This window comes from Robiginitalea marina (assembly GCF_024006985.1).
Classification (GTDB): Bacteria; Bacteroidota; Bacteroidia; order Flavobacteriales; family Flavobacteriaceae; genus Robiginitalea; species Robiginitalea marina.
Window position 1 is genome coordinate 82740 of sequence record NZ_JAMXIB010000004.1, and the last position, 26172, is coordinate 108911.

22 protein-coding genes are annotated in these 26172 nt (G+C 56.3%); 13 read left to right on the plus strand and 9 right to left on the minus strand.

Annotated features, from left to right (window positions below; all coding sequences use genetic code 11):
• Positions 1-40: 40 nt before the first annotated feature.
• Positions 41-715: a ComF family protein gene (locus tag NG653_RS06400; RefSeq protein WP_252740855.1), complete on the minus strand. Its 675-nt coding sequence runs from the start codon at positions 713-715 to the stop codon at positions 41-43.
• Between the two features lie 76 nt (positions 716-791).
• Here NG653_RS06400 and NG653_RS06405 point away from each other — a divergent pair, with 76 nt between their 5' ends.
• Together NG653_RS06405 and NG653_RS06410 are read left to right on the plus strand one after the other, a co-directional pair.
• On the plus strand, positions 792-1688 hold the full coding sequence (locus tag NG653_RS06405) for a DUF8428 domain-containing protein (RefSeq protein WP_252740856.1): 897 nt from the start codon (positions 792-794) through the stop codon (positions 1686-1688).
• Between the two features lie 37 nt (positions 1689-1725).
• A complete protein-coding gene (locus tag NG653_RS06410) occupies positions 1726-3276 on the plus strand; it encodes a glycine--tRNA ligase (RefSeq protein WP_252740857.1) in 1551 nt (516 codons plus the stop codon).
• On the opposite strand, the gene NG653_RS06415 is transcribed toward NG653_RS06410, so the two are convergent.
• Positions 3273-5351 carry a TonB-dependent receptor family protein gene (locus tag NG653_RS06415; protein ID WP_252740858.1) on the minus strand — a complete coding sequence of 693 codons (2079 nt, stop codon included), beginning with the start codon at positions 5349-5351 and terminating at the stop codon, positions 3273-3275. The two genes, NG653_RS06410 and NG653_RS06415, sit on opposite strands and share 4 nt — an antisense overlap.
• A gap of 165 nt (positions 5352-5516) precedes the next feature.
• Here NG653_RS06415 and NG653_RS06420 point away from each other — a divergent pair, with 165 nt between their 5' ends.
• Together NG653_RS06420 and NG653_RS06425 are read left to right on the plus strand one after the other, a co-directional pair.
• Complete coding sequence (locus tag NG653_RS06420) at positions 5517-6278, plus strand: exodeoxyribonuclease III (protein ID WP_252740859.1); 762 nt, start codon at positions 5517-5519, stop codon at positions 6276-6278.
• A 38-nt stretch (positions 6279-6316) separates the two neighbouring features.
• Positions 6317-7357 (plus strand): NADP(H)-dependent aldo-keto reductase, encoded by a 1041-nt coding sequence (locus NG653_RS06425; protein ID WP_252740860.1) that lies wholly within the window; start codon positions 6317-6319, stop codon positions 7355-7357.
• On the opposite strand, the gene radA is transcribed toward NG653_RS06425, so the two are convergent.
• The 5 genes from radA to panC all read right to left on the minus strand — a co-directional run bounded on the left by radA (position 7354) and on the right by panC (position 12149).
• Positions 7354-8712 (minus strand): DNA repair protein RadA, encoded by a 1359-nt coding sequence (gene radA / locus NG653_RS06430; RefSeq protein WP_252740861.1) that lies wholly within the window; start codon positions 8710-8712, stop codon positions 7354-7356. The two genes, NG653_RS06425 and radA, sit on opposite strands and share 4 nt — an antisense overlap.
• A gap of 88 nt (positions 8713-8800) precedes the next feature.
• Positions 8801-9946 (minus strand): alpha/beta hydrolase, encoded by a 1146-nt coding sequence (locus tag NG653_RS06435; RefSeq protein ID WP_252740862.1) that lies wholly within the window; start codon positions 9944-9946, stop codon positions 8801-8803.
• Positions 9947-9968: 22 nt separating this feature from the next.
• Complete coding sequence (locus NG653_RS06440; RefSeq protein WP_252740863.1) at positions 9969-10934, minus strand: lysylphosphatidylglycerol synthase transmembrane domain-containing protein; 966 nt, start codon at positions 10932-10934, stop codon at positions 9969-9971.
• Positions 10935-10936: 2 nt separating this feature from the next.
• Positions 10937-11287, minus strand: a complete 351-nt coding sequence (panD, locus tag NG653_RS06445) for an aspartate 1-decarboxylase (protein ID WP_252740864.1) — start codon at positions 11285-11287, stop codon at positions 10937-10939.
• A 13-nt stretch (positions 11288-11300) separates the two neighbouring features.
• Positions 11301-12149, minus strand: coding sequence for a pantoate--beta-alanine ligase (gene panC / locus NG653_RS06450; protein ID WP_252740865.1), 849 nt, complete (start codon positions 12147-12149; stop codon positions 11301-11303).
• A 102-nt stretch (positions 12150-12251) separates the two neighbouring features.
• Between panC and NG653_RS06455 the strand changes: the two genes are divergently transcribed.
• From NG653_RS06455 to NG653_RS06480, 6 genes are all read left to right on the plus strand, one after another.
• Positions 12252-13064, plus strand: a complete 813-nt coding sequence (locus NG653_RS06455; RefSeq protein WP_252740866.1) for a glycogen/starch synthase — start codon at positions 12252-12254, stop codon at positions 13062-13064.
• A gap of 6 nt (positions 13065-13070) precedes the next feature.
• Positions 13071-14891, plus strand: a complete 1821-nt coding sequence (locus tag NG653_RS06460; protein ID WP_252740867.1) for a DUF4270 domain-containing protein — start codon at positions 13071-13073, stop codon at positions 14889-14891.
• Between the two features lie 92 nt (positions 14892-14983).
• Positions 14984-16831 (plus strand): glutamine--fructose-6-phosphate transaminase (isomerizing), encoded by a 1848-nt coding sequence (glmS, locus tag NG653_RS06465; protein WP_252740868.1) that lies wholly within the window; start codon positions 14984-14986, stop codon positions 16829-16831.
• A gap of 301 nt (positions 16832-17132) precedes the next feature.
• On the plus strand, positions 17133-19886 hold the full coding sequence (locus NG653_RS06470; protein WP_252740869.1) for a TonB-dependent receptor: 2754 nt from the start codon (positions 17133-17135) through the stop codon (positions 19884-19886).
• 146 nt (positions 19887-20032) lie between these two features.
• On the plus strand, positions 20033-21541 hold the full coding sequence (atpD, locus tag NG653_RS06475; RefSeq protein ID WP_252740870.1) for a F0F1 ATP synthase subunit beta: 1509 nt from the start codon (positions 20033-20035) through the stop codon (positions 21539-21541).
• A gap of 68 nt (positions 21542-21609) precedes the next feature.
• A complete protein-coding gene (locus tag NG653_RS06480; protein ID WP_252740871.1) occupies positions 21610-21888 on the plus strand; it encodes a F0F1 ATP synthase subunit delta/epsilon in 279 nt (92 codons plus the stop codon).
• 52 nt (positions 21889-21940) lie between these two features.
• On the opposite strand, the gene NG653_RS06485 is transcribed toward NG653_RS06480, so the two are convergent.
• Complete coding sequence (locus NG653_RS06485; protein ID WP_252740872.1) at positions 21941-22468, minus strand: GNAT family N-acetyltransferase; 528 nt, start codon at positions 22466-22468, stop codon at positions 21941-21943.
• A gap of 89 nt (positions 22469-22557) precedes the next feature.
• Here NG653_RS06485 and NG653_RS06490 point away from each other — a divergent pair, with 89 nt between their 5' ends.
• From NG653_RS06490 to bioD, 3 genes are read left to right on the plus strand one after another with little or no spacing between them, the layout of a single operon-like run.
• Positions 22558-23691 (plus strand): aminotransferase class I/II-fold pyridoxal phosphate-dependent enzyme, encoded by a 1134-nt coding sequence (locus NG653_RS06490; protein ID WP_252740873.1) that lies wholly within the window; start codon positions 22558-22560, stop codon positions 23689-23691.
• Complete coding sequence (locus NG653_RS06495) at positions 23681-24067, plus strand: putative signal transducing protein (protein ID WP_252740874.1); 387 nt, start codon at positions 23681-23683, stop codon at positions 24065-24067. Before NG653_RS06490 ends, NG653_RS06495 begins: the two co-directional genes overlap by 11 nt.
• A gap of 4 nt (positions 24068-24071) precedes the next feature.
• A complete protein-coding gene (gene bioD / locus NG653_RS06500; RefSeq protein WP_252740875.1) occupies positions 24072-24698 on the plus strand; it encodes a dethiobiotin synthase in 627 nt (208 codons plus the stop codon).
• Here the strand turns inward: bioD and NG653_RS06505 are convergent.
• Positions 24683-26134, minus strand: coding sequence for an ArnT family glycosyltransferase (locus NG653_RS06505; protein ID WP_252740876.1), 1452 nt, complete (start codon positions 26132-26134; stop codon positions 24683-24685). The two genes, bioD and NG653_RS06505, sit on opposite strands and share 16 nt — an antisense overlap.
• Positions 26135-26172: the final 38 nt, after the last annotated feature.

Consider the following 26172-nt stretch of genomic DNA (forward strand, 5'->3'; position numbering starts at 1 on the left):
AATCCAATCATTGTACTCCGACGCAAAGAAACGACTAATTTTATGAAGTTGGCAACCTGGGCACGCAGGCCAGGGCCGCAATATGGATCCGGAGGTCGCCCACAGATTCGTTCAGGGCCTGGCAGCAGGCCTCCAGGGTTGCCCCCGTCGTGATGACGTCGTCTACCAGTAAAATTGACCTGCCTTCCAGTCGCCCGGGGTGGGGAACGCGGAAAACCCCGGAGGTCCCCTGCCAGCGCAGCCAGCGGTTCCTCCGGGTCTGGGTGGAAGTGGAACGGACCCTGGTAAGGAGGTCTTCTGAAAAGGCGGCCCCAAGCGACAGGGCGACCTCCCTGCCGAAGCGGCTGCATTGGTTGTATCCGCGGCGCCGCTTCCTGGATGGGTGCAGGGGCACGGGCAGCACGAGGTCGATGCCCTTAAGCCCCGGGTCCTTGCGGAGGCAACAGGCGTACCACCGGCCCAGGCTGGCCCCGATGCGTTCCTGCCCCCGGTATTTCAGCGCGTGAATGAGTCGTTGTACCATCCCTCCTTCGCGATAAAGGAGGAATGCAGCCGCCTTGGCCACCCGGGCACGGCCGTAAAACAGGCGGTCTACTGCGTTTTCGCGTTCAAAGTCAAATTCGGCAAGGGGTAATTCATTTCGACAAAATGCACATAGCAGTTGCTCTCCCCGATATAAAGGGGCATTACATCCAAAACAAAGTTCTGGGACCATATAGGTGTTTAGATCATTTAGTACTTTTGAGAGCTTTCTAACCATCTTTCAAACCCCTGCCAAGGCAGGCGCTTTAATGAACCTCCAGGAGACCCCCTTGAAGAACCGGATCATCGTTACCACCCTGATCGCCGTGATCATAGGGATCCTGATTGCCTTCTATTACCACTATGCTTCTTCCCGCCAGCAGATCCTTTACCTCGAGAAAGAGCGAACCCTGCTGATCAGGGACCTTACCCTGATGAAAACCGAAGTGGACCGCCTCCTGGCCATGAGCGAGGTTAGCGAGATCGATCTGCAGGAAAGCCGCAGCCGGGTGGACCAATTGCTGGATTCCGTGGGAAGGCTAAACTTCAATATCAACAGGTTGCGGCAGTACCGAAAAGAGCTGCGGGTGATGGAAGCCCGGTACGACAGCATCAAAGGTAGCAATGCCTTGCTGCAATTTGCCAACAGGGATCTGGCGCAGAAATACGAACAGACCCAGGCCATGCTCGATGACCTGCGCGGGCGCACCAATTCCCTGGCGGAGGCCGAGGCCCTGCTGCGCCAAAAGAACCGGGAGCTCAGCCTGGAACTCAGGCGAAAGAGCTACCTGAGCCTGGAAAACCCACTGGGTGACGGGTTCCGCATCCGCGGCGACCGCCCGCTGAAAACCAACAAGGCCTCCACCATCGAAAAGCTGCGCGGCTGCGTAACGGTGAGCGGGAACCCCAACGCCACCATGGAGGAGAAAGTATTGTACCTCCAGTTTCTGGGCCCCAACATGGGGGTAATCGAGGACAATGCGAGTATCGTTTCGGTGAATGGGAATATTTACAGCAAGAAGCTGGAACTCATCTTTACCGGGGAGGAAATGAATGTCTGTGACTTTATCACCGTCCCGGAAGGATCGCTGCGGCCCGGTATCTATACCCTCAATGTGTTCGAGGATGAAAAATTGCTTTCTTCCTCCGAATTTCAATTGAAATAGCCCCCCTATTTTTTGCCCAATAGCCTATTTTTGCCCCATGGCAAATACAGAAGACCATTTCAGGAACGTGATTTCCCATGCCAAGGAGTATGGGTACGTGGTGCAGTCCAGCGAGATCTATGACGGCCTGAGCGCGGTATACGACTACGCCCAGAACGGGGCGGAACTCAAAAGGAACATCCGGGAATACTGGTGGCAGGCCATGGTGCAGCTGCACGAGAATATCGTGGGGATCGACGCCGCCATCTTCATGCATCCCACCACATGGAAGGCATCCGGGCACGTGGACGCTTTCAACGACCCCCTGATCGACAATAAGGATTCCAAAAAGCGCTATCGGGCCGACGTGCTGATCGAAGACCACGTGGCCAAAATAGAGGCGAAGGTCGAGAAGGAAGTGGCTAAGGCCGCCAGGCGGTTTGGGGAGGCCTTTGACCGGGAACAGTTCGTTTCCACCAACCCCAGGGTGCTGGGGTACCTCGAGGAATCGCAGCGGATCCTCAGGCGCATGGCGCGTTCCCTGGAGAAGGAAGACCTGGCTGATGTAAAGGCCCTTATCGAGGAACTGGGGATTACCTGCCCGGTTTCCGGGTCCAGGAACTGGACGGAAGTAAAGCAGTTCAACCTGATGTTCGGCACCCGCCTTGGGGCCACGGCAGAATCTTCTATGGAACTCTACCTGCGTCCGGAAACGGCCCAGGGGATCTTTGTCAATTTCCTCAACGTACAGAAATCGGGGCGGATGAAAATCCCGTTCGGCATCGCCCAGGTGGGCAAAGCCTTTCGGAACGAGATCGTCGCGCGGCAATTTATCTTCCGCATGCGGGAGTTCGAGCAGATGGAAATGCAATTCTTTATCCGGCCCGGGGAGCAGAAAAAATGGTACGAATACTGGAAGGAAGCCCGGATGAAGTGGCACCTTTCCCTGGGCATGGGCGCCGGGCAGTACCGCTTCCACGACCATGAAAAACTGGCCCACTACGCCGATGCGGCTGCCGACATCGAGTTCCGCTTCCCCTTTGGATTCAAGGAGCTGGAAGGCATCCATTCCCGCACCGATTTTGACCTTTCCAACCATGAGAAATACTCCGGGAAAAAACTGCAGTATTTCGACCCTGATTTGAACGAACATTACGTGCCTTACGTGGTGGAGACCTCCATTGGCCTCGACCGGATGTTCCTGGCAGTATTCTCCCATGCCCTGCAGGAGGAAACCCTGGAGGACGGGTCCACCCGCACCGTGCTGCGGATCCCTGCCGTGCTGGCGCCTGTCAAGGCTGCCATTTTGCCCCTTGTCAAAAAGGACGGGTTGCCTGAGCTGGCCCATGAAATCTTCTCGGAACTCAAGTGGGAGTTCAATGTGCAATACGACGAAAAGGATGCCGTCGGCAGGCGGTACCGCAGGCAGGATGCCGCAGGGACCCCCTTCTGCATCACCGTGGACCACCAGTCGCTGGAAGACCGCACGGTGACCCTGCGGTCCCGGGATTCCATGGAACAGCAGCGGGTACCCATCGCCGACCTGACAGCCTCAATCCACCGGGAGGTGGCCCCAAAGCAGTGGCTCAGGAAAATGGAAACCCTTTAAAGGGCGTACAGCAGTAATATTCCCGCGTAGTAATTCCGGCCATTTCCCGGGTAGTAATACCTGGGTTCAGACCCCCCGAACCCAGTGGCGTTGATCAGCACCGAACTGGCGTACCGGGTGTCGAGCAGGTTGTTCAACCCGAATTCGATTCCCAGGTTCAGGCGTTCCCCCAAGGCCCTGCGGTAGCCGAATTGGGTGTTCAACAGGTGGTAGAGCTCGCTGTACAGCGAATTGCTATCGGTCAGCGGGATAGCGTCCACAAACTGGTAGTGGCTGTTCCAGTACCACCCCTTCCGGGAACGGACCTGTAAGCCGCCGTACAGCTGGTGCCTGGGCACGCCGGTCAGGGCATTGCCAGAAAAGTCGGAGTCACCGTCGATGAATTCCCTGAAGGAATGGTCGTTCAGGGTGTAGGAGAGGAAGGGCGACAGGCTGAAGTCGGAACGGGAGGGCAGCAGGTATTGCAGGCTCAATTCCACCCCGCGGTGCCTCGTTTTGCCTGCGTTTTGCCCGATAAACTGATCTTCCCCAACCCTTTGGGCCACCAGCAGGTCCCTGATTTCCATCTGGTACAGGGCAACCGTTCCCTGAAGGCGGTCCCCGAGCCAGGAGCCTTTTACCCCCACCTCATAATTCATTCCCTTTTCCTGCCCGATCTCGGGATTGATGATGCCATCGGGGTTCAGGGATTCTTCCAGGGAAGGGTTGCTGAACCCCCGGCTGACGTTTAGGTAAGCCCAGGAGTCCCCGTCGAAGGTATAGCGCAGGTCGAGGCTGGGGAGCCACAGGGGGTCAAAGTTCCTGGAGGCACTCCGGTTCAGGTCCCCTTCCCGCCACAGGTCCCTGAAATCGTATTGGGTGCGGTTCAGGGTCAGCCCGGCTGCGGCCTGAAGCCGGGGGCCCACCTGCCATTGCAACTGGCTGAACAGGTAGAATTGCCTCCTGAACTCCTTGTTCCGACCGAGTTGGTCCCCGGGCAGGTTGCCCTGGCCGTCGTTCTCCTGGTAGCGGTTTTCATAAACGTCCCAGCGGTACTCATCGCGATAGAGCTCCACCCCAAGGGTTGCTTTCAACAGTTGCCTGCCCCCGGTGAGGTCCCCCGAAAAGACCGAACGCAGCCCATAGCCCAGGGTAAACTCGTCGAGGATGTTGAATGGCCGGGGTTCAAAGTGGTCGAGGTAGGAAATGAACACGCTGCTGGTATTCTGAAAACCCGGGGCCAGGTCTATCCGGTCCGAAAGCCCGACGAGGGTGTATTGGTTCGCCTCGAAACCTTTGGCGGCCTTCCAGTTGGCGGCAGCCTGCCTGGGATTCGTCTCAAAATCCGTAAGGCCAAGGGAACTCGGGATTTCGGCGGTATAGTCGATGTAATTGGCCAGCAGGGTAAACTCGTGCGATTGCCCTGCTTCTAAGCCCACGTTAAGCAAGAATCCGTCGCGGTCAAAGGCATTGTTTTCCCGGTAGCCCTGGGTGGTCATCCGGTTGTACCGCACTTCCGCGCTTACCTTTCCATCCTTATGGGTGGCGCTCAGGTTTGCCTTCAACAGGCCGTAAGAGCCAAAACGGGTTTGACTCCTCAGCAGGGTCCCTTCCTCCTGTCCGGGGTCGGACCGGAGCAGGAGCGCCCCACCCAGGGCAGCCCCATAAGCTCCTGATTTTGGACCCTTTACCACCCTGATGCTGTTCAGGTTTTCGAGGTCGAAGGCTTCCAGGGTGGAGAACCCGGTGCCATTGGTCACCGGGATGTCGTTGTAATACATCCGAAGCTTGTCGGTGCCGAATGGGGTACGGGCACCCACCCCCCGGATGGTGATGCGGTTGGTATTCAGGGCCCCGGAAAGGAAATACACCCCGGGCACCTGGTTGAGGGTACCTGCAAAATCGGTGGGCGCCTGGGTCCTGATGGCCTGCTCGGTGAGCAGGTCGGAGGCGACAAGGCCCAGGGGGGAGTCAGCCACCCGGTCAGGGCCGATAACCACTTCATCCAGGTAAGTCACGGAGTCCCTTGGGATGTTTTGGGAAAAGGCAGGGGCCAGGCCTGTCAAAACGAACAAAAACAAAAGGGCTCTTCTCATTCGGTCAGCTTGGGCCCCAAAGGTACGCCGAAAAACCAAACCCCCCCGGGCCAGCCTCAGGTCCCCCTGGGTACCTGATGGCCGCATCCCGCCGGACCGTTGCGGATCCGCCTCCCGGTTTCCCCAGGTGGGAGCGAAACCCTATTTTTGCCAAAAAATTTCGGTTTGAGGATTGCATCGTACAACGTAAACGGCATAAGGGCAGCATTGCGCAAAGGCTTTTTGGAATGGCTGGGGCATACCGACCCCGACGTGATATGCCTGCAGGAGATCAAAGCCACTGAGGAGCAGCTGGACCTCTCCCTGTTCGAAAGGGCAGGGTATCCCTATCACTACTGGTTCCCGGCCGAAAAAAAAGGATATAGCGGGGTCGCCATCCTCAGCCGGCAGAAGCCCGATCACGTGGCGATGGGCACTGGTATCGGTTACATGGACGTCGAGGGACGCAACCTGCGGGCAGATTTCCAGGGGGTATCGGTCATGAGCCTGTACATCCCCTCGGGGACGAACATCGAAAGGATCGACCACAAGCTCCGGTATATGGACGATTTCCGAAACTATATTGACCAGCTTAAGAAAGACCACCCGAACCTGGTGATCTGCGGGGATTACAACATCTGCCACCGCGCCATCGACATCCACGACCCGGTTCGCAACCAGAACGTCTCCGGGTTCCTCCCGGTGGAGCGGGAATGGATCGGGGATTTTATAGACAGCGGTTTCATTGACAGTTTCCGGCACTTTAACCAGGAACCCCACCAGTATACCTGGTGGACCTACAGGGCCGGGGCCCGCGCCCGGAACAAGGGGTGGCGCCTCGATTACGGCATGGTAGCCGCCCCCCTTGAAAAGCAACTGAAACGATCCGTTATCCTATCGGGGGCGGTCCACAGCGACCATTGCCCCATCCTCCTGGAATTGGAGTAACCCGACCATCAACGATCGCCGCTAAAAGATACCATCACATGGAATTTACCCACCTTCCCCATACCGATATCCGCGTCAGCAAAATTTGCCTGGGCACCATGACCTGGGGCCGGCAGAACACGGAAGCCGAAGGCCACGCCCAAATGGACTATGCCCTTAGCCAGGGCGTCAACTTTTTCGACACGGCGGAACTGTACCCTATCCCGGCCCACAAGGATTTCCATTCCCTGACGGAACGGATCATAGGGAACTGGTTCCGGAAGCGGGGCACCAGGGAGCAGGTAATCCTGGCTTCCAAGATCGCCGGCCCGGCCCCGTTTACCCGGTTCATACGTACCACCGGTTACCGTCCGGATGCCATTTCCGAAGCGGTGGAGGGCAGCCTGAAGCGGCTCCGGACCTCCTATATGGACCTTTACCAGCTCCACTGGCCGGAACGTTCCACAAACTATTTCGGGAAGCGGGGCTACCAGCCGGACCCGGATGAACAGTGGGAGGATAATATCAGGGGGGTACTCCAAACCCTCGGAAGGCTGGTCAGGGAGGGCAAGATCCGGCACGTGGGGCTTTCCAACGAAACCCCCTGGGGGGTCATGCGTTTTCTGGAAGAGGCCCGGAGCGACGCGGGCCTGCCGCGTATCATTACCGTGCAAAACCCGTACAGCCTGCTCAACCGGCTCTATGAAGTAGGCCTGGCGGAGGTGTCGCACCGCACAGGGACCGGCCTGTTGGCCTATTCCCCCCTGGGGTTCGGCACCCTCAGCGGGAAGTACCTCGGGGGCAGGAAACCGGAAAATGCCAGGGTGACCCTGTTCCCGAACTATAACCGCTACAGCGGGCCGAAGGCGGTGGAAGCCGTCGGGGCATACAGTGAGATTGCCGCCCGGCATGGGCTGTCCCTGGCCCAGATGTCCCTGGCCTTTGTCAACAGCCGCCCCTTCCTTACCAGCACCATCATCGGGGCCACTTCCATGGAGCAACTCGCGGAAAATATCGGGAGCATCGAGGTTCGCCTGGGGGAGGAAATCCTCAGGGAAATTGAAAAGGTACACGAACTTCTGCCCAACCCGGCCCCCTAGCCAAACAGGGAACTGGCGATTTCCTCAATCCGGGCCACTCGCCTCACTTCGATGGCATGGCCTTTTTCCGGCAGGGCTGCATGTGCAGAAATGTAAATCACCCCAAACCCCAGTTTTTCGGCCTCGGAAATCCGTTGGGCGATGCGGGGGACCGGCCTGATTTCCCCGGCCAGGCCCACTTCAGCGGCAAAACAGGTAGTCTTTTCCACAGGGATGTCGGCATTGCTGGAGAGGATGGCCGCCACCACAGCCAGGTCTATAGCCGGGTCGTCGACCTGGATGCCCCCGGTAATGTTCAGGAAAACATCCTTGGCGGCCAGCTTGAACCCCGCCCTTTTTTCCAGGACGGCCAGCAGCATATTCAAACGCCTCGAGGGATACCCGGTGGAAGACCGCTGCGGGGTGCCGTATACCGCAGAGCTGACCAGGGCCTGGATTTCGATCAGCAGCGGGCGCACCCCTTCCAGGGTCGCTGCCACGGCGGTCCCGCTAAGGGCTTCAGTATTCGGGGAGATCAAGATTTTTGAGGGGTTAAGCACGGGGTGGAGGCCGTCGGACTGCATTTCATAGATGCCCAGCTCCGCCGTGGACCCGAACCTGTTTTTCAGGGCGCGCAGGATGCGGAAGACATGGTTGCGGTCCCCTTCGAATTGCAGGACCGTATCCACCATGTGTTCGAGGATCTTTGGCCCGGCAATGCTCCCGTCTTTCGTGATGTGGCCAATGAGCACCACCGGGGTGTTGGATTCCTTGGCAAAACGGATGAGTTCTGCCGTGCATTCCCTGATCTGGGAAATGCTGCCGGCCCCCGCTTCCAGGAAATCGGAATGCAGGGTTTGTATGGAATCCACCACCACTATTTCGGGACGGAGTTCGCTGATCTGCCTGAATATTTTGCCGGTTTGTGTTTCGGTAAGGATGAAGCAGGAATCGTCCTCTGGGGCAATTCGCCCGGCCCGCATCTTGATTTGCCTCTGGCTTTCTTCCCCGGAGATATAGAGGGTCTTCAGGGGCATCCGCAGGGCGGTTTGCAGCATAAGGGTGCTCTTCCCGATCCCCGGTTCCCCCCCGATCAGTGTAAGGGACCCGGGAACGAGCCCGCCCCCGAGCACCTGGTCCAGTTCCCGGTCCCCGGTGGGGATACGCAGATCGGCGTCCGCGGCAATCTCGCTGATGCGCAGGGGCCTGGCCGCCCTTTGGGGCCCTTCCACGGGCTTCCATTCGGGTTTATCGACTTTTTCAAGTACCTCTTCCACAACGGTATTCCACTGTTTGCAGGAGGTGCACTGCCCGATCCATTTGGGGTACTGGGCGCCGCAGTGCTGGCAGAAAAAAGCGGTTTTGGTCTTGGCCATATGCCTTTGGGCATTTGGGCTAAAGATAGGGGGGGTTCCTGTAATAACCAAGGTAGCGCCCCCCTTTGTGCAGGGCACAAAAATGGGGTCAGAACCCGAAGTCTGCTTTCAGAGCATCCATTTTTTCCAGGGCCATTTCCTTGGTCAAAAAGTCGATTTCCTTCATGCCAAACGCTTTTTCAAACGTGCGCAACGCCTTTTTGGGCTCCCCCGCCTGTTCGTAGTATTCCCCTTCGAAATAAAAACCGAGCATGGTGTCCGGAAAGGCCTCCTTGCAGAGGTCCGAAAGGGATTTGAGGGATTCGAAATCGCCTTTTTTCCTGCATCCGGCATAAATGGCCATGATATCGTTCAGCGCCACTTCCTGACGGAACCCAAAGAGTTGCTCGATAGTCTGGTACTTCTTCTCGAGGTAGTTAAAAACGGGTTCTTCCGAGGTCAGGATCTTTTCCCGGTATTCCTGCGGGCTTATGGGCTTGAAGATTTCAAAGGTGTGCTCCCAGGCTTTGCCGATGCCATACGTGGCTACAGACACCTCATTGGCCTGGTCGTACTGGTCGAAGGTATAGGAAAAACCTTCCCGGTTGATTTGCTTCAGGGCGGTGTTTAATTGGGAAAGCCGGGGGTCAGGTTTCCCCTGGTCCCCTTCCACGATGAGGTGGTAAAACAGGGTTTGGTCCAAATCGGCGATACGCGCCGGGATACGGGTTTCCATTTCGGGGGCCAGGTCAGGGCTGATGCTTATAAATGCGTTAAAGAGGGAGGTGTCCTTGAACAGGTAGTAATTTCCAAAATTTGCGGTGAGGTCATACCCCACAAACATTTTAAAAGGTGCCGCCTGATATGCGCTTACCATAAAGGGCACGATTTCCATGCCCAGGAATTCAAAGAATTTCTTTCCCTTTTCTGTCGGGAGGCCCGTGTCTTCCTCAAAAGCGCAGTCTTCGAGGCGCAGGCCGCCGGGGCTTTGGGCGATCCCCACCACCAGGGCTTCGGGCATCCCCTGGAAGCGGCTGTAGAACCTGGAGGTGGCCACGACCAGGTCGAACAGATATTCGGCGTCCAGTACCACCACCAGGGGGTATTTTTTGTCTGGGCTTAAGTTTTCGGGGATGTAATACCGCACATTGCGGCGCTCCTGCAATTTAAAGGATTCAAAAATCTCTTCCTTGACCTGTGCCACCCCGGGGAGGGTTGCCCAGAGGCCAAGGGCCAGGCAGAGCAGACGTTTCATGCGGACGGGTTTTGTAGGGGGGTTAGCGATCCCTGTTCCATAACGGCAACAGCAGGAAAGATATTGCACCGAACCCCACGACCATAAGGGTCTGGGCGATCCACATAATCCACCCGAAGGCATCCCCGGCAACCGCACTGATCCCGAAGAGGGCCAGGGCCTTGCTGACAGCGATGGGATAGAGGCCAATGCCCCCGTTGGTGGTCGACATGGCGAAGGCCCCGGCCACAAAAGCAACCAGGAGTTCCCCAAAACTCAGGGAAATCGTCTCGGCCACGGTGAATTTGATCACCCAAAACATACCGATATAGCACCCCCAAATAAACAGGGTATGGCCAAGGAAGGCCCACTTCCGCTTCATGCGAAAAATGCTGAGCACCCCGTCGAGCAACCCCCGGATAAACCCCCGGGCCTTCAGGGCAAGCGGGTGGTTCGAACTCCGGAGCACGGCCAGGGCCAGGAACATCCCCCCAATGCCGACCCCAACCATCAGGATCGAACCCCCGAGTCCAACCCCGTTTTCAGACAGGTAGCGCCCGATAATGGCCGTCTGGGAAAGCAACGCGGCCAGGATGATGAGCAACAGCATGATCACGTCTATAACCCTTTCGGTGACGATAGTCCCGAAGCCTTTCTGGAAAGGGACTTTCTCATAGGTGGCCAGGGCAGTGGCCCGGAGCACCTCCCCGGAACGGGGGATCCCCAGGTTGGCGAAATAGGCCATAAGTACCATCAACAGGTTGTTCCGGATCCTCGGCCGGTATCCCAGGGGTTCCAGGAGGTAATTCCAGCGGATGGCCCTCGAGAGGTGGCTCAGGAATCCGATACCCACGGAAACGGACACCCAGAAAAGGTCGGCCTCGCGGATATAGCGGAAGATCCGGACCCGGTCGTCCGCGGAGGTGCTGTAGTAGGAATATGCGATCAGGAAAACCCCCACGATTATCGGGAGCAGGGTTTTCAGGGTTCTTTTGGCGCGTGCCTTCAAAATCAGTTCAAAAGGTTCGTCTCCTCATTGGGGAAAACCAGGGCCGGGTTAAACCCTTTTGCCTCTTCCAGGTGCATCCAGGCATAAGTGATCAGGATCAGGACGTCCCCCACGGCTACCTTTCGGGCCGCGGCGCCGTTCAGGGTAAGCTCCCCGCTTCCCCTCGGCCCCGGGATGGCATAGGTTTCCAGGCGTTCGCCATTGTTGTTGTTGACGATCTGGACCTTTTCGCCCCGAATGATGTTCGCGGCGTCCATCAGGTCCTCATCAATGGTAATGCTGCCGATATAATTCAGGTCGGCGCCGGTGACTTTTACCCGGTGTATCTTGGACTTGACAACTTCAATTTGCATGGCGCAAAGGTAATTAATTCAGGGCGATATTGTCGATCAGCCGTACCCCGCCGAGGTAGGCGGCAACAAAGACCCTGTACTTTTTGTTTTTCTGTTTGCGGCGGACGGGCCGCAGGTCTTCTGCTCCGGCAATCTCCACATATTCCAGCTCGAAATCCGGATGGGAAGCAAACCGCTCCCGGGCAAAGGCCTTCACCTTTGCAGCACTTTCCGTGCCAAACCGGCCTTTTGCCTGCTGAAGGGTTTGGTAAATAAACCCCGCTTCCCCGCGAAGGGCTTCCGGCAAAAGCCGGTTGCGCGAACTCATGGCCAGGCCGTCGGCCTCCCTGACAATTGGGCAGGGGATGATTTCCACGGTAATGCCTTCCTCTTGTACCATTTGCCTGACGATTTGCAGCTGCTGATAGTCCTTTTCCCCAAAGTAAGCCCGATGGGGCAGCACCACGCGCAAAAGGGCTTCCACAATGGTGCCTACCCCGTCAAAATGTCCGGGCCGGTAGGCCCCTTCCATCACCCGGTCCAACCCTTTGAAATCGTAATGCTTCGAGGCAATGGCATCTCCGTACATTTCAGCGATTTCCGGGGCAAAAACGCTGATGCTCCCGGGGAGTTTCCCGAGCAGGGCAAGGTCTTCCTCCAGGGATTTGGGGTAGTTTTCCAGGTCCCTTGGGTTGTTAAACTGGGTGGGGTTTACAAAGATGCTGACCAAAACCTCCGGGTTTTCTGACGCGGCCCGGCGGACGAGTTCGAGGTGGCCGGTGTGCAGGGCCCCCATGGTTGGGACAAGCCCGAGCCCTACCGCTTTGCTTCGGAGCGCCTCCCTGAATTCACGTACCTCTTCCCTGGTTTTAAAAACCTTCATGCCTTGAGTTTACGGGCAGCAAACTTACTATAATTACGGCTATTGTGCATAAATTTTGTAATTTTGCAGCTACGTTGCGGCTACAGACAAAAACGCGCCTTTATGAATGGTAAAAAGATATTGTTCGTATCTTCCGAATTAGTCCCTTACCTTCCTGAAAATCCTGTTTCCCTGATGTCCTATGAGGCTCCCAGAATGGTGAATAGCAGGGGGGGGCAAATCCGGATTTTCATGCCCCGGTACGGCAATATCAACGAGAGGAGGCACCAGTTGCACGAGGTAATCCGCCTTTCGGGGATGAACCTGGTGATCAACGACATGGATATGCCCCTGATCATCAAGGTAGCTTCCATCCCCAGGGAACGGATTCAGGTTTATTTCATAGACAACGAGGAATATTTCAAGAGGAAGGCCACTTTTGCCGACGAGAACGGAAACCTTTTCCCCGATAACGACGAGCGCGCCATCTTCTTTGCCAAAGGGGTGGTGGAAACGGTCAAGAAACTGAACTGGTCCCCCGACATCATCCACATCCACGGATGGATGGCTTCCCTGCTCCCGTTGTACCTCCGGGAATACTATGCCGATGAGCCCCTTTTCGCTGACAGCCGCATTGTAACTTCCATCTACGGGGTGGGGTTTGACGGCAGCCTGAGCCCCGGGATGAAGGAAAAAATCGCCTTTGACCAGATCCCTGGAACGAGTATCGAAAAACTGGATCCCCCTTCCTACAATAATTTGTTAAAAATAGCGGCTGATTATTCGGACGCCGTTATCTTAGCCGCCGACGAGATCCCGGAAGAATTACAGGAATACGTCGCCAACCTTCAAAAACCGGTATTGCCTTATGTCCCCTTCCAGGAATTCGAGGAGGCCTATGCAAACTTTTACAGTACCGAAGTCCTAAAAAAATAAGCTTTCATGAAGCGATTCCCGTTTTCGCTCCTTCGGGGTGCCCTGCTTGCCATCCTTTTGTGGTCCTGCCAGGAAGATCCCGTGACCATAGGCGACAAAATCGTTGGGCAGGAACCCTTTGTCAATGGAAAACAGGTGTATGATGTCTTCGCCTTTAACAAAAATATCGAGGCCTTCCCGACCAACCAGCTCCCGGTGTATCAGCTGGGTGTTTTCAATGACCCTGTTTACGGCCGCACCCGGGCAACCATAACGTCCCAGGTTTCCCTTCCACCCACAACGGGGAACCAGTTTTTCGGGAGGTTTACCCAATTCAGGGAAGACACGGACCCCAGTATCCCCGATGAGGAGGAAACCGTGGATGAGGTGATCCTGTACCTGCCGTATTTCCAGAAGCCGAATTCCGACCGGGACCTGGACGGGGTGATCGACTCCCTGGATGCCGATCCGGATGACCCGAACAGCGACACCGACGGGGATGGCCTGACCGACGCCGAGGAAAGGTCCCGGGGGACAGACCCCCTGAACCCGGACACGGATGGCGATGGCACAGGGGATGCGGAAGATGACGCCACCCCGATCAACATCTTTCCCCAGCGCAGGCAGCTCGACAGCATCTATGGAAAATTAGACGCCACTTTTTCCTTTAAAGTGGAACGGTCGACCTTCTTTTTGCGCGACCTCGATCCGGATTCCGGCTTTCAGGATGCCCAGCCCTATTTTTCAAACCAAAACCTGATCCCCGAATTCGCTTCGGATGTTTTATTTGAAGGGGTTTTGCAGGTGTCTGACCAGGAGATCCTGATTTTCGAGGAAGACGACCCCGACACCGAGGAAGATGAATCCCTGGTGGTGGCGGAGCGCATCCAACCGGGGATTCGCGTGGCCCTTGACCCCGATTTCTTCCAGCAGAATTTCCTGAATAAAGAAGGAGACCCCGAATTGTTGAGCAATGCCAACTTCAAGGATTTCTTCCGGGGGATCCACATGACCCTCACCCCCCTGGAGGATGATGTCATGATCCTGTTCGACCTGACCCAGGCGCGCCTAACGGTTAATTATACCCACAAGGCCACCGAAGCGGAAGAGGTGGACACCATACAAACCAGCAGCCAGCTGCGCCTCCTCTCCGGCGGGGGAAGCCAGCCCATAACCGGAAATGCCCTGAATTCCCTTGTAAGCGACGAATACCCGGGCGAGATTTCCGCTTCCTTTGCCTCGGCCAATAATGCCCCGGAGGAAAATGCCTCAAGGATTTACCTCAAGGGAAGCGGGGGTACCTATGCGGAACTCGAGTTATTTGACCTCCTCGGGGGTGGGGAGGCGATCAATGAGATCCGCCAGAATAACTGGATCATCAATGAGGCCAGCCTGGTGTTTTACGTGGACCGGGAACGCCTCGATGCGGCCGGGGCCGTTTATGAGCCGCCCCGTGTGCTGCTCTACAATGCGGAAACCAACCAGCCCCTTTACAACGTGCGTACGGAGACGAACCTTGAAGACACCCCGTTCGGGGTATTCCTGAATTACGACGGGAACCTGGAACGCTCCGGCAACCAGGGGATCAAATACACCGTGCGGATCACCGAACACCTCAATAACATCATCCTCCGCGATTCTGCCAATGCCACGCTTGGCCTCAGCCTTACGGCCGATATCCGTTTGGCCGGGGTCTCTGAAGTCCTGCTTCCTGACAATACGCGAAAGCAGTTCCCGGTGGGCAACAACATTACCCCGCTGGGGACCGTGCTTATTGGCAGCAATACCGACCCTGGGGACCCCAGGAGGCTGCGGCTGGAAATTTACTATACCGATACCGACCTGTAGCTCCCGGTTGTGTAGTAAAATACACCGTTCATCCATAATAATCCCCTGAAACAACGCGTTTTGGTTACCTTTGGGAACAAATTTTCGAAACTATGTGTGGAATAGTCGGCTATATTGGCCACAGGGAGGCTTACCCTATCATCATGAAGGGATTGCAACGGCTCGAATACCGCGGATACGACAGTGCCGGGATCGCCCTCTTCGATGGAAACACCATCAACCTTTCCAAGACCAAGGGAAAGGTCGATGACCTGAGTGCCCGTTCAAAGCAGGAGATTTCCCTTGCCGGTACCCTGGGGATCGGACATACCCGCTGGGCCACCCATGGCGTGCCCAACGACGTGAATTCCCACCCCCACTATTCAAATTCCGGGGAACTCGTGATAATCCACAACGGGATCATTGAGAATTACGACTCCGTTAAAAAGGAACTCCAGAAAAGGGGATATCAGTTTCATTCCGATACCGATACCGAGGTCCTGGTAAACCTCATTGAAGAGGTGAAGAAAAAAGAAGGGGTAAAGTTGGGCAAAGCAGTCCAGATAGCCCTCAACCAGGTGGTTGGGGCGTATGCCATTGCGGTTTTTGACCGGTCCAAACCCGATGAAATCGTGGTTGCCCGACTGGGGAGCCCGTTGGCCATCGGGGTTGGGGAAGGCGAATTTTTCATCGCCTCCGACGCTTCCCCTTTTATCGAATATACCAGCAATGCCGTGTACCTCGAAGACGGGGAAATGGCCATTGTCCGTTTGGGAAAAGAAATCAGGCTGCGCAAAATCCAGGACGACGCCATTGCCTACCCCCTGGTTCAGGAATTAAAGCTGAACATAGAAGAAATTGAAAAGGGCGGCTTTGACCATTTTATGCTCAAGGAAATCTACGAACAGCCCAGGGCGATTAAGGATACGTTCCGGGGAAGGTTGCGCCCCAATGAGGGGATCATCAAGATGGCAGGGGTTGACCAAAACCTGGAACGCCTGTTGAATGCCAACCGGATCATCATAGCGGCTTGCGGGACCTCCTGGCACGCCGGCCTGGTGGCCGAGTACATTTTTGAGGACCTGGCCCGTATCCCCGTGGAAGTGGAATACGCCTCTGAGTTCCGGTACCGGAACCCGGTCATAACCGACAAGGATGTCCTTATTGCCATTTCCCAATCCGGGGAAACCGCCGATACCCTGGCAGCCATCAAACTGGCCAAGGAGCGTGGGGCATTTGTTTTTGGGGTCTGTAACGTGGTCGGCTCCTCCATTGCACGTGAAACCCATGCCGGGGCATATACCCACGCCGGGCCGGAGATCGGGGTGGCCTCGACCAAGGCGTTTACCACCCAGATCACGGTGCTTACCCTGCTTGCCCTGAAACTGGCGCAGGAAAAGGGCACCTATTCAAAGTCCCGTTTCAGAGAAATCCTTACGGAAATAGAAGGGATCCCCCACAAGGTGGAGAAGGTGCTCGAGTCTAACCCCCTTATCGAAATCATCGCCGCGGCCTATAAGGACGCCTCGAATTTCCTTTACCTGGGGAGGGGATACAATTTTCCCGTGGCCCTGGAAGGCGCCCTTAAACTAAAGGAAATCAGTTACATACATGCCGAGGGATACCCGGCGGCAGAGATGAAGCACGGGCCTATTGCCCTGATTGACGAGCACATGCCCGTGGTGGTCATCGCGACCAAAAAAGGGCATTACGAAAAAGTGGTGAGCAACATTCAGGAAATCAAGTCGCGCAAGGGGAAGATCATTGCCGTAGTTACCGAAGGGGATGTGCAGGTCAGGGAACTGGCCGATCACGTCATCGAGGTCCCCGAGTGCTCCGAAAGCCTTTCGCCCCTGCTGACGACCATCCCCCTGCAGCTGCTTTCCTACCATATCGCTGTCATGCGGGGCTGCAATGTAGACCAGCCGCGCAACCTGGCCAAGTCGGTTACGGTGGAATAAACGCCTTCCCGTATAGAGAAGCCCGCCCGTCCAAACCCCGGTTTGGACGGGCGGGCCTGTTTTGGAGTAAAGCCGTCTTTTCCCCCGGCCCCCGCCATGGCATTTTCCAAGACCCCGCCTGTCCCTTCTCAAGGCCATGCCCCGGCCCGGGATTTTTTTTCATTCGGGTTGTGCAGATCGCAATGTATCCCGGAATTTTTTGCGAGATTCGCGACATGGTGCTTTCGGATTAAGAAATTGTAATTTTAAGTACCGAAAAATCTCTATATTGGCTATAATTTATTAACCCAAACTAAACTAAATGAGAACAGCATTTTTTCTTCTTTCCATGCTCCTGATGGGAATTGGGGGGTATGCACAGACAACAGTGCGAGGCACGGTAAGTGATGAAAGCGGCAATCCCGTTCCCGGAGCTAACGTGGTCATTATTGGGACCACCGTAGGAGCTACCGCTGATTTTGATGGGAATTTTGTCCTGGAAACCTCCGAGGCACCCCCTTTTGACCTGCGGGTCACCAGTGTAGGGTACTCATCCGCAACGGTTTCTGTGTCTTCAAATAACCAAACGCTCAGCATCACCCTGGCCGAGGCCCAGACCTTCCTCGACGAGGTGGTCATTTCAGCCTCCAGGACCCCGGAGCGGATCTTTGAATCCCCGGTTTCCGTTGAGCGGTTCGGCCTTAAAGAAATCAAGAATACCAGTGCCGAATCATTCTACAGTGGCCTGCAGAACCTTAAAGGGGTCGACATCAACACCAACAGCCTTACCTTCCAGTCGATCAACACCCGCGGGTTTGCCACCTTTGCCAACGTGCGCTTTATGCAGTTGGTGGATGGGATGGACAACACCGCCCCCGGCCTCAACTTCGTGCTTGGGAACCTGGTGGGGATGAGTGAGCTGGAGGTACAGAGCGTGGAAATCCTCCCGGGGGCTTCTTCTGCCCTTTATGGGGCGGGGGCTTTTAACGGGATCCTGTTCATGAACAGCAAGAGCCCTTTTGACTTCCAGGGCATCAGCGCCTATTTCAAGACAGGCTTCACCCAGCAGGATGCCGCCGGGACCAACCCGTATTACGATTTTGGAATCCGGGCAGCCCACGCCTTTAGCGACAAGCTTGCCATCAAGGCCAATTTCTCCTTCCTCCAGGGGGAAGACTGGCATGCCAATGACGCCCAGGACCTCCTGCGGCCCGGGGCGGACCGGACAAACCCCGCCTACGATGGCCTGAACGTCTATGGGGACGAGGTGAGCACCCTGCTTAATTTCGATGCCCTCGCAGGCCTGCCTTCCGGGACTGTAGGTGCTTCCCAGGTCAGCCGTACCGGATATGCCGAAGGGGACCTGCTCAACTACGGGGCCCAGAGTGTCAAGACGGATTTCTCCGTCTACTACCGGCCCTTTGCCAATGATTTTGAAATCATCTACAACGGACGGGTAGGCCGTGGAAACACTATTTACCAGGGGGCAAACCGGTATGCCATCCGCGATTTCACCCTGCAGCAGCACCGCCTGGAATTCCGGAACAACAACTTTTTCGTCAGGGGGTATATTACCTCTGAAAACGCCGGGAATTCTTATGATACCCGTTTTGCCGCCATCAACATTAACCGGCGGTGGAAGTCCGACACCCAATGGTTTACGGAATATGCCCAGACCTTTATCGGGGCTCGCTTGGGGATCGGTACCGGGGTGCAGCTCGATGAGGATGCCGCCCATGCGGTGGCCCGCCAGGTGGCCGATTCCGGCCGGTTAGTCCCGGGAACCCCTCAGTTTCAAAGGGCGTTCAACGAAGTTACCAGTGATGGGGACCTGACCACAGGCGCCAAGTTCATCGACAACACCAAGTTCCGCCATGTGGATGCGAACTACAACTTTTCGCACCTTACCTCCGATTTTGCGGACATCATGATCGGGGGCTCTTTCCGGGAATATGAGCTGAATTCAAGCGGGACTATTTTCACCGACTTTGACGGCCCTATAACCTACAATGAATACGGGGCTTACCTGCAGGTACAGAAGAAATTCCTCGAAGACCGCCTGAAATTCACCGGGTCGGTTCGGTACGACAAGAACGAATTCTTTGACGGCTTCTTCTCCCCCAGGGCTTCCCTTCTGGCTACCCTGGGTAGGGAACGCAACCATAATGTCCGCTTTTCCGTACAGCAGGGGTTCCGCAACCCGACCACCCAGGACCTGTTCATAGGGCTGAATGCCGGCCGTGCCATCCTGGTGGGGTCCGCCCCCGACAACCTGGACCGGGATGTCCGTACCTTTGACCTGAGTGCTGCCGGGCAGACCCTTACGGGAAGCCCTACGGCCACCGTGGTCGGACGCCAGGCCTACGAAAACGCCTTCTCCCTGAACTCCGTCCAGCGGGGTGCCCCCCAGGCCGTGGAAACTCCGTTGGTCAAGCCCGAGGAGATTACGGCCTTCGAATTGGGTTACCGCGCCCAGATTGGGAAGGTCGCCATAGACCTGAGCGGGTATTACAACCAGTATAACAACTTTATCTCCAATACCACCGTGTTGGTTCCCTTCTATGGAACGGCCGGCGACAACACCCTGTCTTTGCTGGCCCTGCAGAACGGGGATTTCTTCGCCTACCAGAACTATACAAATTCCCTGGCAGAAATAGAGTCCTACGGGGCAACCATCGGGATCGATGCCAAGGTTTTCGGGAATTTTGACTTCGGGGTGAACTACACCTACGCTGACCTGGAATTCGACCAGGCGGCTTTCCCCGATTTCAGAACCAACTTCAACACCCCGAACCACAAGGTAAAGGCCTCTTTCGGGAACACGGAGCTGTTCAAGAATTTTGGGTTTAACGTCAATTACCGCTGGAGCGACACCTATTTCTGGCAGGCCACTTTTGCAGACGGTCAGATCCCGTCGTTCTCCGTACTGGATGCGCAGGTGAACTACGCCGTTCCGAGCCTCAAATCCATCTTCAAACTCGGTGGCTCGAACATCCTGGGGCAGGAGTATTTTTCGGCCGTGGGGACCGGAGCCGTGGGATCCATTTTCTATGTCTCCTGGACCGTGAATCCATAAGCGGGTCTTAAAAATGGAAAAACGCCGGTTTTACCGGCGTTTTTTTTATGTAAAAAGGGCCCCTTTCCGTTCCAATTTATAGAGGAATAGTATATCTTTGCAGCCGAAAAAACAGCGCCTTAACACCTTAGTGAAAATACAGCACCATGGCAAAACAATCAGGTAAAGTATCCCAAATCATCGGCCCGGTAATCGACGTTGAATTCCCTTCCGGGGCTGAGCTGCCCAGGATTTATGACTCCCTCGAGATCAGTAGGGAAGATGGATCTGTTTTGGTCCTGGAGGTCCAATCACATATAGGCGAAAACGCCGTAAGGGCCATTTCCATGGACTCTACCGACGGTCTGAGCAGGGGAACGGAAGTAAAGGCCACCGGTGCCGCCATTCAGATGCCAATAGGGGAGGCCGTTTATGGAAGGCTTTTCAACGTGATCGGCGATGCCATTGACGGTTTGGGGAACCTTCCCAAGGCTGGCGACAGCGGCTTGCCCATCCACCGGGAAGCCCCAAAATTCGAGGACCTTTCCACTTCAACCGAAGTCCTTTTTACCGGGATCAAGGTGATCGACCTGATCGAACCCTATGCCAAGGGAGGAAAGATCGGGTTATTCGGGGGAGCCGGGGTTGGAAAAACGGTGCTTATCCAGGAACTTATCAATAACATCGCGAAAGGCCACGGGGGATTGTCCGTGTTTGCCGGGGTTGGGGAGCGGACCCGCGAAGGGAACGACCTTCTCCGGGAAATGCTCGAATCCGGCATCATCAAATACGGGGACAAATTTATGCACTCCATGGAGGAAGGCGGCTGGGACCTGAGCAAGGTAGACAAGGCGGTTCTCAAAGAATCCAAGGCAACCTTCGTTTTCGGCCAGATGAATGAACCCCCGGGAGCACGTGCCCGCGTGGCGCTTTCAGGGCTCACCATTGCCGAGTACTTCCGCGATGGGGCCGGAGACGGCCAGGGTAAGGACGTACTGTTCTTCGTTGACAATATTTTCCGCTTTACCCAGGCGGGTTCCGAGGTTTCCGCCCTTTTGGGAAGGATGCCCTCAGCGGTGGGTTACCAGCCCACCCTTGCCACAGAAATGGGGGCGATGCAGGAACGGATTACCTCCACCAAGCGCGGTTCCATCACCTCGGTGCAGGCCGTTTACGTACCTGCGGATGACCTTACCGACCCCGCTCCTGCCACGACCTTTGCCCACCTCGATGCCACCACGGTTCTCTCCCGTAAAATTGCAGAGTTGGGAATCTACCCGGCTGTGGATCCGTTGGATTCCACTTCCCGTATCCTTACTGCGGAAATCCTGGGGAAGGAGCACTATGGTTGTGCCCAGCGCGTAAAGGAGCTGCTGCAGCGCTATAAGGAATTGCAGGATATCATCGCCATCCTCGGAATGGAAGAACTCTCCGAGGAAGACAAACTCGCCGTGGGACGCGCCCGCAGGGTACAGCGCTTCCTGTCGCAGCCCTTCCATGTGGCTGAACAGTTTACCGGGATCCCGGGGGTTTTTGTGGATATCAAGGACACCATAAAAGGCTTCAACATGATTATGGATGGCGAGCTCGACCACCTTCCAGAATCGGCTTTCAACCTTAAGGGGACCATTGAGGAAGCCATCGAGGCCGGGGAGAAAATGCTGGCGGAAGCCTGATAGAGAAGGCAGTAGGCGGAGCGAAGCGTCAAGAAGCTTAACCCTGACTCATATAATAAGCAAAGCGCATGTATTTAGAAATCGTATCCCCTGAAGCGACCCTGTTTGCAGGGGAAGTGACGTCGGTTACCGTACCGGGGGTCAACGGGGAATTCCAGATGATGCTGGATCACGCCCCTATCGTTTCCCTCCTGCAGGCAGGGGAGGTCAAGATCGCGGGCAACATCGAAATCGAAGAGGAATTCCAGGACAGGTTTACCAAATCCCCTGAAGGAAAAACGGTGCTGAAAATCAGCAGCGGCACGGTGGAGCTGCAAAATAACCGCATCATCGTTTTGGCCGATTAGGGCCTGACCGATAATACCCTTTTGAAGCCCGCAGCCCAGGTTGCGGGTTTTTTTATTCCCACAGCACAATGTCCCAAACCTGTCCTTCTCCCTGGCGCTCAGCAATCTTTTTAAACCCCATTTTGCCATGAGCCTTCAGGGACCTCCTGTTTTCCTGTGAGATTTCCGTGACGAGGGTATCCGGGGAAACCCGTTCCTTCAGCCTTTCGTACAGGGCCCTTAAATGGCCCACTCCCCGGTAACCCTTTCGGATGCAGACCTGCCCCATGAGCCGGTAGGGGGGCAGGGGGGGCGTGGTTTTTTCGAGGACGGAAAACAGGGGTTCCAGAGTGGGCACCTGCTGCCGCAGCCCCGGGGTTAGCGAAAGGGCATACCCGATCAGCCGGTCCCCGTCGAAGGCGACCATCTGAGGCCCCTGCGCCTGCATCCCGGCAAGCTCTTGCAGGGTATAGCGCAGCGTCACGAATCCTTCCCGTTCCCGTTCTTCCGGGGTAAGGGAATCCCGGAGGTTTTCCCCCTGCAGCTCGAGGATGGCTTGCAGTTCGCCTGGCGAGGCTGCGGGCCGGTACTGTACGCTCAAAACAGACTGTATTGGGATAGGATGGTCCCCAAAGTACATTAAAATCGGGGAAGTTGTATTTTTACCCTATGGAAGGATTCCCACGAAGATTGGAAGCCAGACTTGAAAAGCGCCTCCGCGAAGGGGCGTTCCGGCAGCTGTATCCCCCGAATGACCGGGTGGATTTTTCGTCCAACGATTACCTGGGGTACGCCCACAGCCCAAGGCAACCCGAAAGCAGCCTCCCGCCGGGGAGCACCGGATCGCGACTGATCAGCGGCAACCATGGCCTTTACTCGCAGGCCGAAAAGGTCATTGCGGAGTTCCACCGGGCAGATTCTGCCCTTATCTACAATTCCGGGTACGATGCCAACGTGGGCCTGCTGTCTTGCCTGCTGCAGCGCAATGACTGCATTTTCTATGATCAGAGCGTGCATGCCAGCATCCGCGATGGTATTGCCCTGGGAAAGGGCAGGGCATTCAAATTCAGCCACAACAGCCTCTCTTCCCTGAAGAAAAAGGTGGGTGCTGTCTTGCCAATGGGCAGAAAGAACGGCATCGAGGTTTATGTCATTACCGAGTCCGTTTTTTCCATGGAAGGGGACGGGCCCGATCTGGCGGCTTTCAGTAGCTACTGCCGGGAAATGGGCTTTCACCTGATTGTGGATGAGGCCCATGCGGCAGGCATCCTTGGCCCGGGGGGTCGGGGGGAAGTAGTGGCCCAGGGGTGTGAGGATGCGGTTTTTGCCCGGGTGATAACCTTTGGAAAGGCCCTGGGATGCCACGGGGCAGCCGTGTTGGGGAGCCATCGGCTCAGGGAGTATCAGATCAACTTCAGCCGCAGCCTGATCTATACCACGGCATTGCCCCCCGGGAGCCTGCAGGCCCTGTTGAGGTCCTATCAATGGCTGGAGAGCCCGGCCGGGAAGGAGGCCCGTGAACAACTACGCCAGGTATGCACCGTATTCCGCGATACAGTTGCGGCACTGGGGCTGGGCCCCTTTTTCCGAATGGCCCGGGGACCAATCCATTGCTGTGAGGCTGGCGGCAACATGCGGGTAAAGGCCCTGGCCCTGATCCTGCAGGAGGCTGGCTTTGAGGTTAAACCGATTCTATCCCCCACTGTGGATGCCGGCCGGGAATGTCTCCGCTTCAGCCTGCATGCCTTCAATACCGCTACCCAGGTGAGGGAAGTTTTGACTATCTTGGGCCACGCCCTGAAAAAGGAATCCCATGGGGAATAAAACCACCTACCATATGTTGGATGCCTTTGATTATGTGACCGATGCCGAGTTGCTCAAGGCAAAGCTCGAATCGGAAGGCATCCCGGTATTCCTTAAGGATGCCAATATTTTACAGGCAGACCCCTTTATCGCGTCTGCCATAGGTGGGGTTAAGGTGATGGTCTTCCAGGAGGACCGGGAGAAGGCAGAAGAAATCTATAACGCAATTCGCGCCTATGCCCGCCGCGGCGATGGAAGCCCCGTGGTATGCCCGAACTGCAAGGCGGCCAGGAGTATCCGCTATTCGGACCGCAGGAATTTCTGGAACCGGCTTTTTCCTTTCCTGGAACCCATGAAATACAGGTGTTTGAATTGCAATATGATCACCAGAGGATAAACGGATGGAACGCATCTTTGTCACAGGGATCTCCACGGAGGTAGGAAAAACCATGGCCTCGGCTATTTTGGTGGAGGCCCTGCAGGCCGACTACTGGAAACCGGTGCAGGCCGGGGACCTGGAATATTCCGACAGCGACAAGGTTAGGGCCCTGATCAGTAACCCCCATTCCGTGATCCACCCCAATGCCTATGCCCTGAAAACCCCGATGAGCCCCCATGCGGCCGCGCAGCGCGAGGACATCCGACTGGAGCTTGACCGGATTGTGGCCCCCATTACCGACAACACCCTGGTCATTGAAGGGGCCGGGGGACTTCTGGTCCCCCTGAACGATACCGATACCATCCTGGATCTGATCCGCCCCGGATACCACGTGGTGGTGGTTTCCCGGCATTACCTGGGGAGCATCAACCATACCCTGATGACCGTACAGTGTTTACGCCAAAAGGGCTTCGAACCTTTCCTGCTGTTTAGCGGCGACCGGCACCCGTCCACGGAATCCATCATCGAATCGAAAACCGGGGCCCGTATCCTGGGCCGTATCGGGGAACAGGAAGCCTTTACAAGGGAAGTGGTCCTTGAGTTGGCAAAACAACTTCGGCCTGTCCTGGCGGGCTACCACCTTTTGTAGACGATGGCCTTACCGATTAGGGTATCCTTCCGGTAATGCGCGTTCAGGTAATTTTCCAGATATGCGTTTTCCCGGGTGAACCTTTTGTCAAAAGCCGGTTTCCCATCCCTTTTTACGACCAAAACCGGCCGAAGGGTCCCCAGGAGGTATCCCAGTTCCCCGAGGGATGTACTCCGTCCCTCGTGCAGAAAGGGAAACAGTGCCGGGCGGCAGATGTTGCTCGGGTGCGTGGCGGCTTTGGATGGGGGGTCCTGGCCCAGGAACCAGTATCCGATGTGGTATTCCAGGAAGAGGACCTGCGTGGTATCGCCATAGCGGGAACGGATATGCTGCGGCACGGCAATTCCCTCCCCGTTGTAGAGTTTGCCTGTTCGCTGGAAGTGCCGGGAAAGGTGTCCGTATTCGAGATAGCTTTCTATCGGCAGCAGCAGGATCAGGATCGGGAGGCCTGCGACCCACCCTCTGATGGCGGAGGGCCACTTCACTTCCAGTACCCCAAAGAAAACCACTAGGAATAGGGGATAAAATTGCAACAGGTAATGGCCGTTTAATTTTCCCCCTGCCCAGAAGGCCGCCACAATGCCCAAAAGGGTGGCCAGCACAAGGTCAAAACCGGGTCGGAACCGGCCCCGGCCCTTCCAACCGGCCCATAGGACCAACAGGCTGCCGGCATAGAACGGGAGGTATTTCCAGGGGAATCCGCTCCGGCTTCCGGAATAGGCCAGGGGGGCTTCCACCATGGCTTCCCACCAGAGCATGCCCTTCCCCCCGATCCAGTAGGGCAAAAAAGAACCGAAGGCCACAAGCCCCCCTCCGAGGAGGAGGCACCCCAGGGAAAGCAGGGGTATCCGGGGTTTTCGGGCAAGCAAGGCACCCAGGAGGTAGCCCCCAAGTACTGCCACGGCTACCAGCAGGTTGGTTTTGCAAAGCACGGCCAGTCCAAAGCCTGCGCCAGCCGTCAGACTGGCCAATGGCCCCCTGTGCCGGAGCAGGAGAAGGAGGGATGGGAGCAGGAACAGCAGGCTGAGGTGTTCAGACATAACCCCCTGTACGCTGTTGAAGAGGCTCATCAGGAAGGCGGTGATCCATCCGGCCAGAAAACCCACCTTCCTGCCCCCGACCCGTTCCCCGATCAGATAGGTCGCTATGGCGATGCCGGCGACGGCGACCGCACCCAGCAGGCGGATGGCTAACAGGCTTTTTCCAAAAATACTGATGGGGACGGCAAAAAGGAAGAAGAGGAAAGGGGGCTTGAGGTCCCACAACTCTGTGTATGGAAGGTTCCCGTCCACAAGGGATTGGGCTACCAGGATGAAAGTGCTTTCATCCCTGTCGATATAATCCCTGAAAAAAAACGGGAAACGGATCAGCAGGGTAAACAGGGCGATGGCGCCGAAATGAACCCGGGCTTTCCCATTGGCGGCCCAGTCATTCATTCGGGTAACCCACCGGTTTCGCATAGGGGCAATGGAGT

What these genes read in the sequence shown, in the direction of transcription:
- NG653_RS06400 (WP_252740855.1), bottom strand. Translation starts at nt 715, where the DNA reads ATGGTCCCAGAACTTTGTTTTGGATGTAATGCCCCTTTATATCGGGGA.
- NG653_RS06405 (WP_252740856.1), top strand. Translation starts at nt 792, where the DNA reads ATGAACCTCCAGGAGACCCCCTTGAAGAACCGGATCATCGTTACCACC.
- NG653_RS06410 (WP_252740857.1), top strand. Translation starts at nt 1,726, where the DNA reads ATGGCAAATACAGAAGACCATTTCAGGAACGTGATTTCCCATGCCAAG.
- NG653_RS06415 (WP_252740858.1), bottom strand. Translation starts at nt 5,351, where the DNA reads ATGAGAAGAGCCCTTTTGTTTTTGTTCGTTTTGACAGGCCTGGCCCCT.
- NG653_RS06425 (WP_252740860.1), top strand. Translation starts at nt 6,317, where the DNA reads ATGGAATTTACCCACCTTCCCCATACCGATATCCGCGTCAGCAAAATT.
- radA (WP_252740861.1), bottom strand. Translation starts at nt 8,712, where the DNA reads ATGGCCAAGACCAAAACCGCTTTTTTCTGCCAGCACTGCGGCGCCCAG.
- NG653_RS06435 (WP_252740862.1), bottom strand. Translation starts at nt 9,946, where the DNA reads ATGAAACGTCTGCTCTGCCTGGCCCTTGGCCTCTGGGCAACCCTCCCC.
- panD (WP_252740864.1), bottom strand. Translation starts at nt 11,287, where the DNA reads ATGCAAATTGAAGTTGTCAAGTCCAAGATACACCGGGTAAAAGTCACC.
- panC (WP_252740865.1), bottom strand. Translation starts at nt 12,149, where the DNA reads ATGAAGGTTTTTAAAACCAGGGAAGAGGTACGTGAATTCAGGGAGGCG.
- NG653_RS06455 (WP_252740866.1), top strand. Translation starts at nt 12,252, where the DNA reads ATGAATGGTAAAAAGATATTGTTCGTATCTTCCGAATTAGTCCCTTAC.
- NG653_RS06460 (WP_252740867.1), top strand. Translation starts at nt 13,071, where the DNA reads ATGAAGCGATTCCCGTTTTCGCTCCTTCGGGGTGCCCTGCTTGCCATC.
- glmS (WP_252740868.1), top strand. Translation starts at nt 14,984, where the DNA reads ATGTGTGGAATAGTCGGCTATATTGGCCACAGGGAGGCTTACCCTATC.
- NG653_RS06470 (WP_252740869.1), top strand. Translation starts at nt 17,133, where the DNA reads ATGAGAACAGCATTTTTTCTTCTTTCCATGCTCCTGATGGGAATTGGG.
- atpD (WP_252740870.1), top strand. Translation starts at nt 20,033, where the DNA reads ATGGCAAAACAATCAGGTAAAGTATCCCAAATCATCGGCCCGGTAATC.
- NG653_RS06480 (WP_252740871.1), top strand. Translation starts at nt 21,610, where the DNA reads ATGTATTTAGAAATCGTATCCCCTGAAGCGACCCTGTTTGCAGGGGAA.
- NG653_RS06495 (WP_252740874.1), top strand. Translation starts at nt 23,681, where the DNA reads ATGGGGAATAAAACCACCTACCATATGTTGGATGCCTTTGATTATGTG.
- bioD (WP_252740875.1), top strand. Translation starts at nt 24,072, where the DNA reads ATGGAACGCATCTTTGTCACAGGGATCTCCACGGAGGTAGGAAAAACC.
- NG653_RS06505 (WP_252740876.1), bottom strand. Translation starts at nt 26,134, where the DNA reads ATGAATGACTGGGCCGCCAATGGGAAAGCCCGGGTTCATTTCGGCGCC.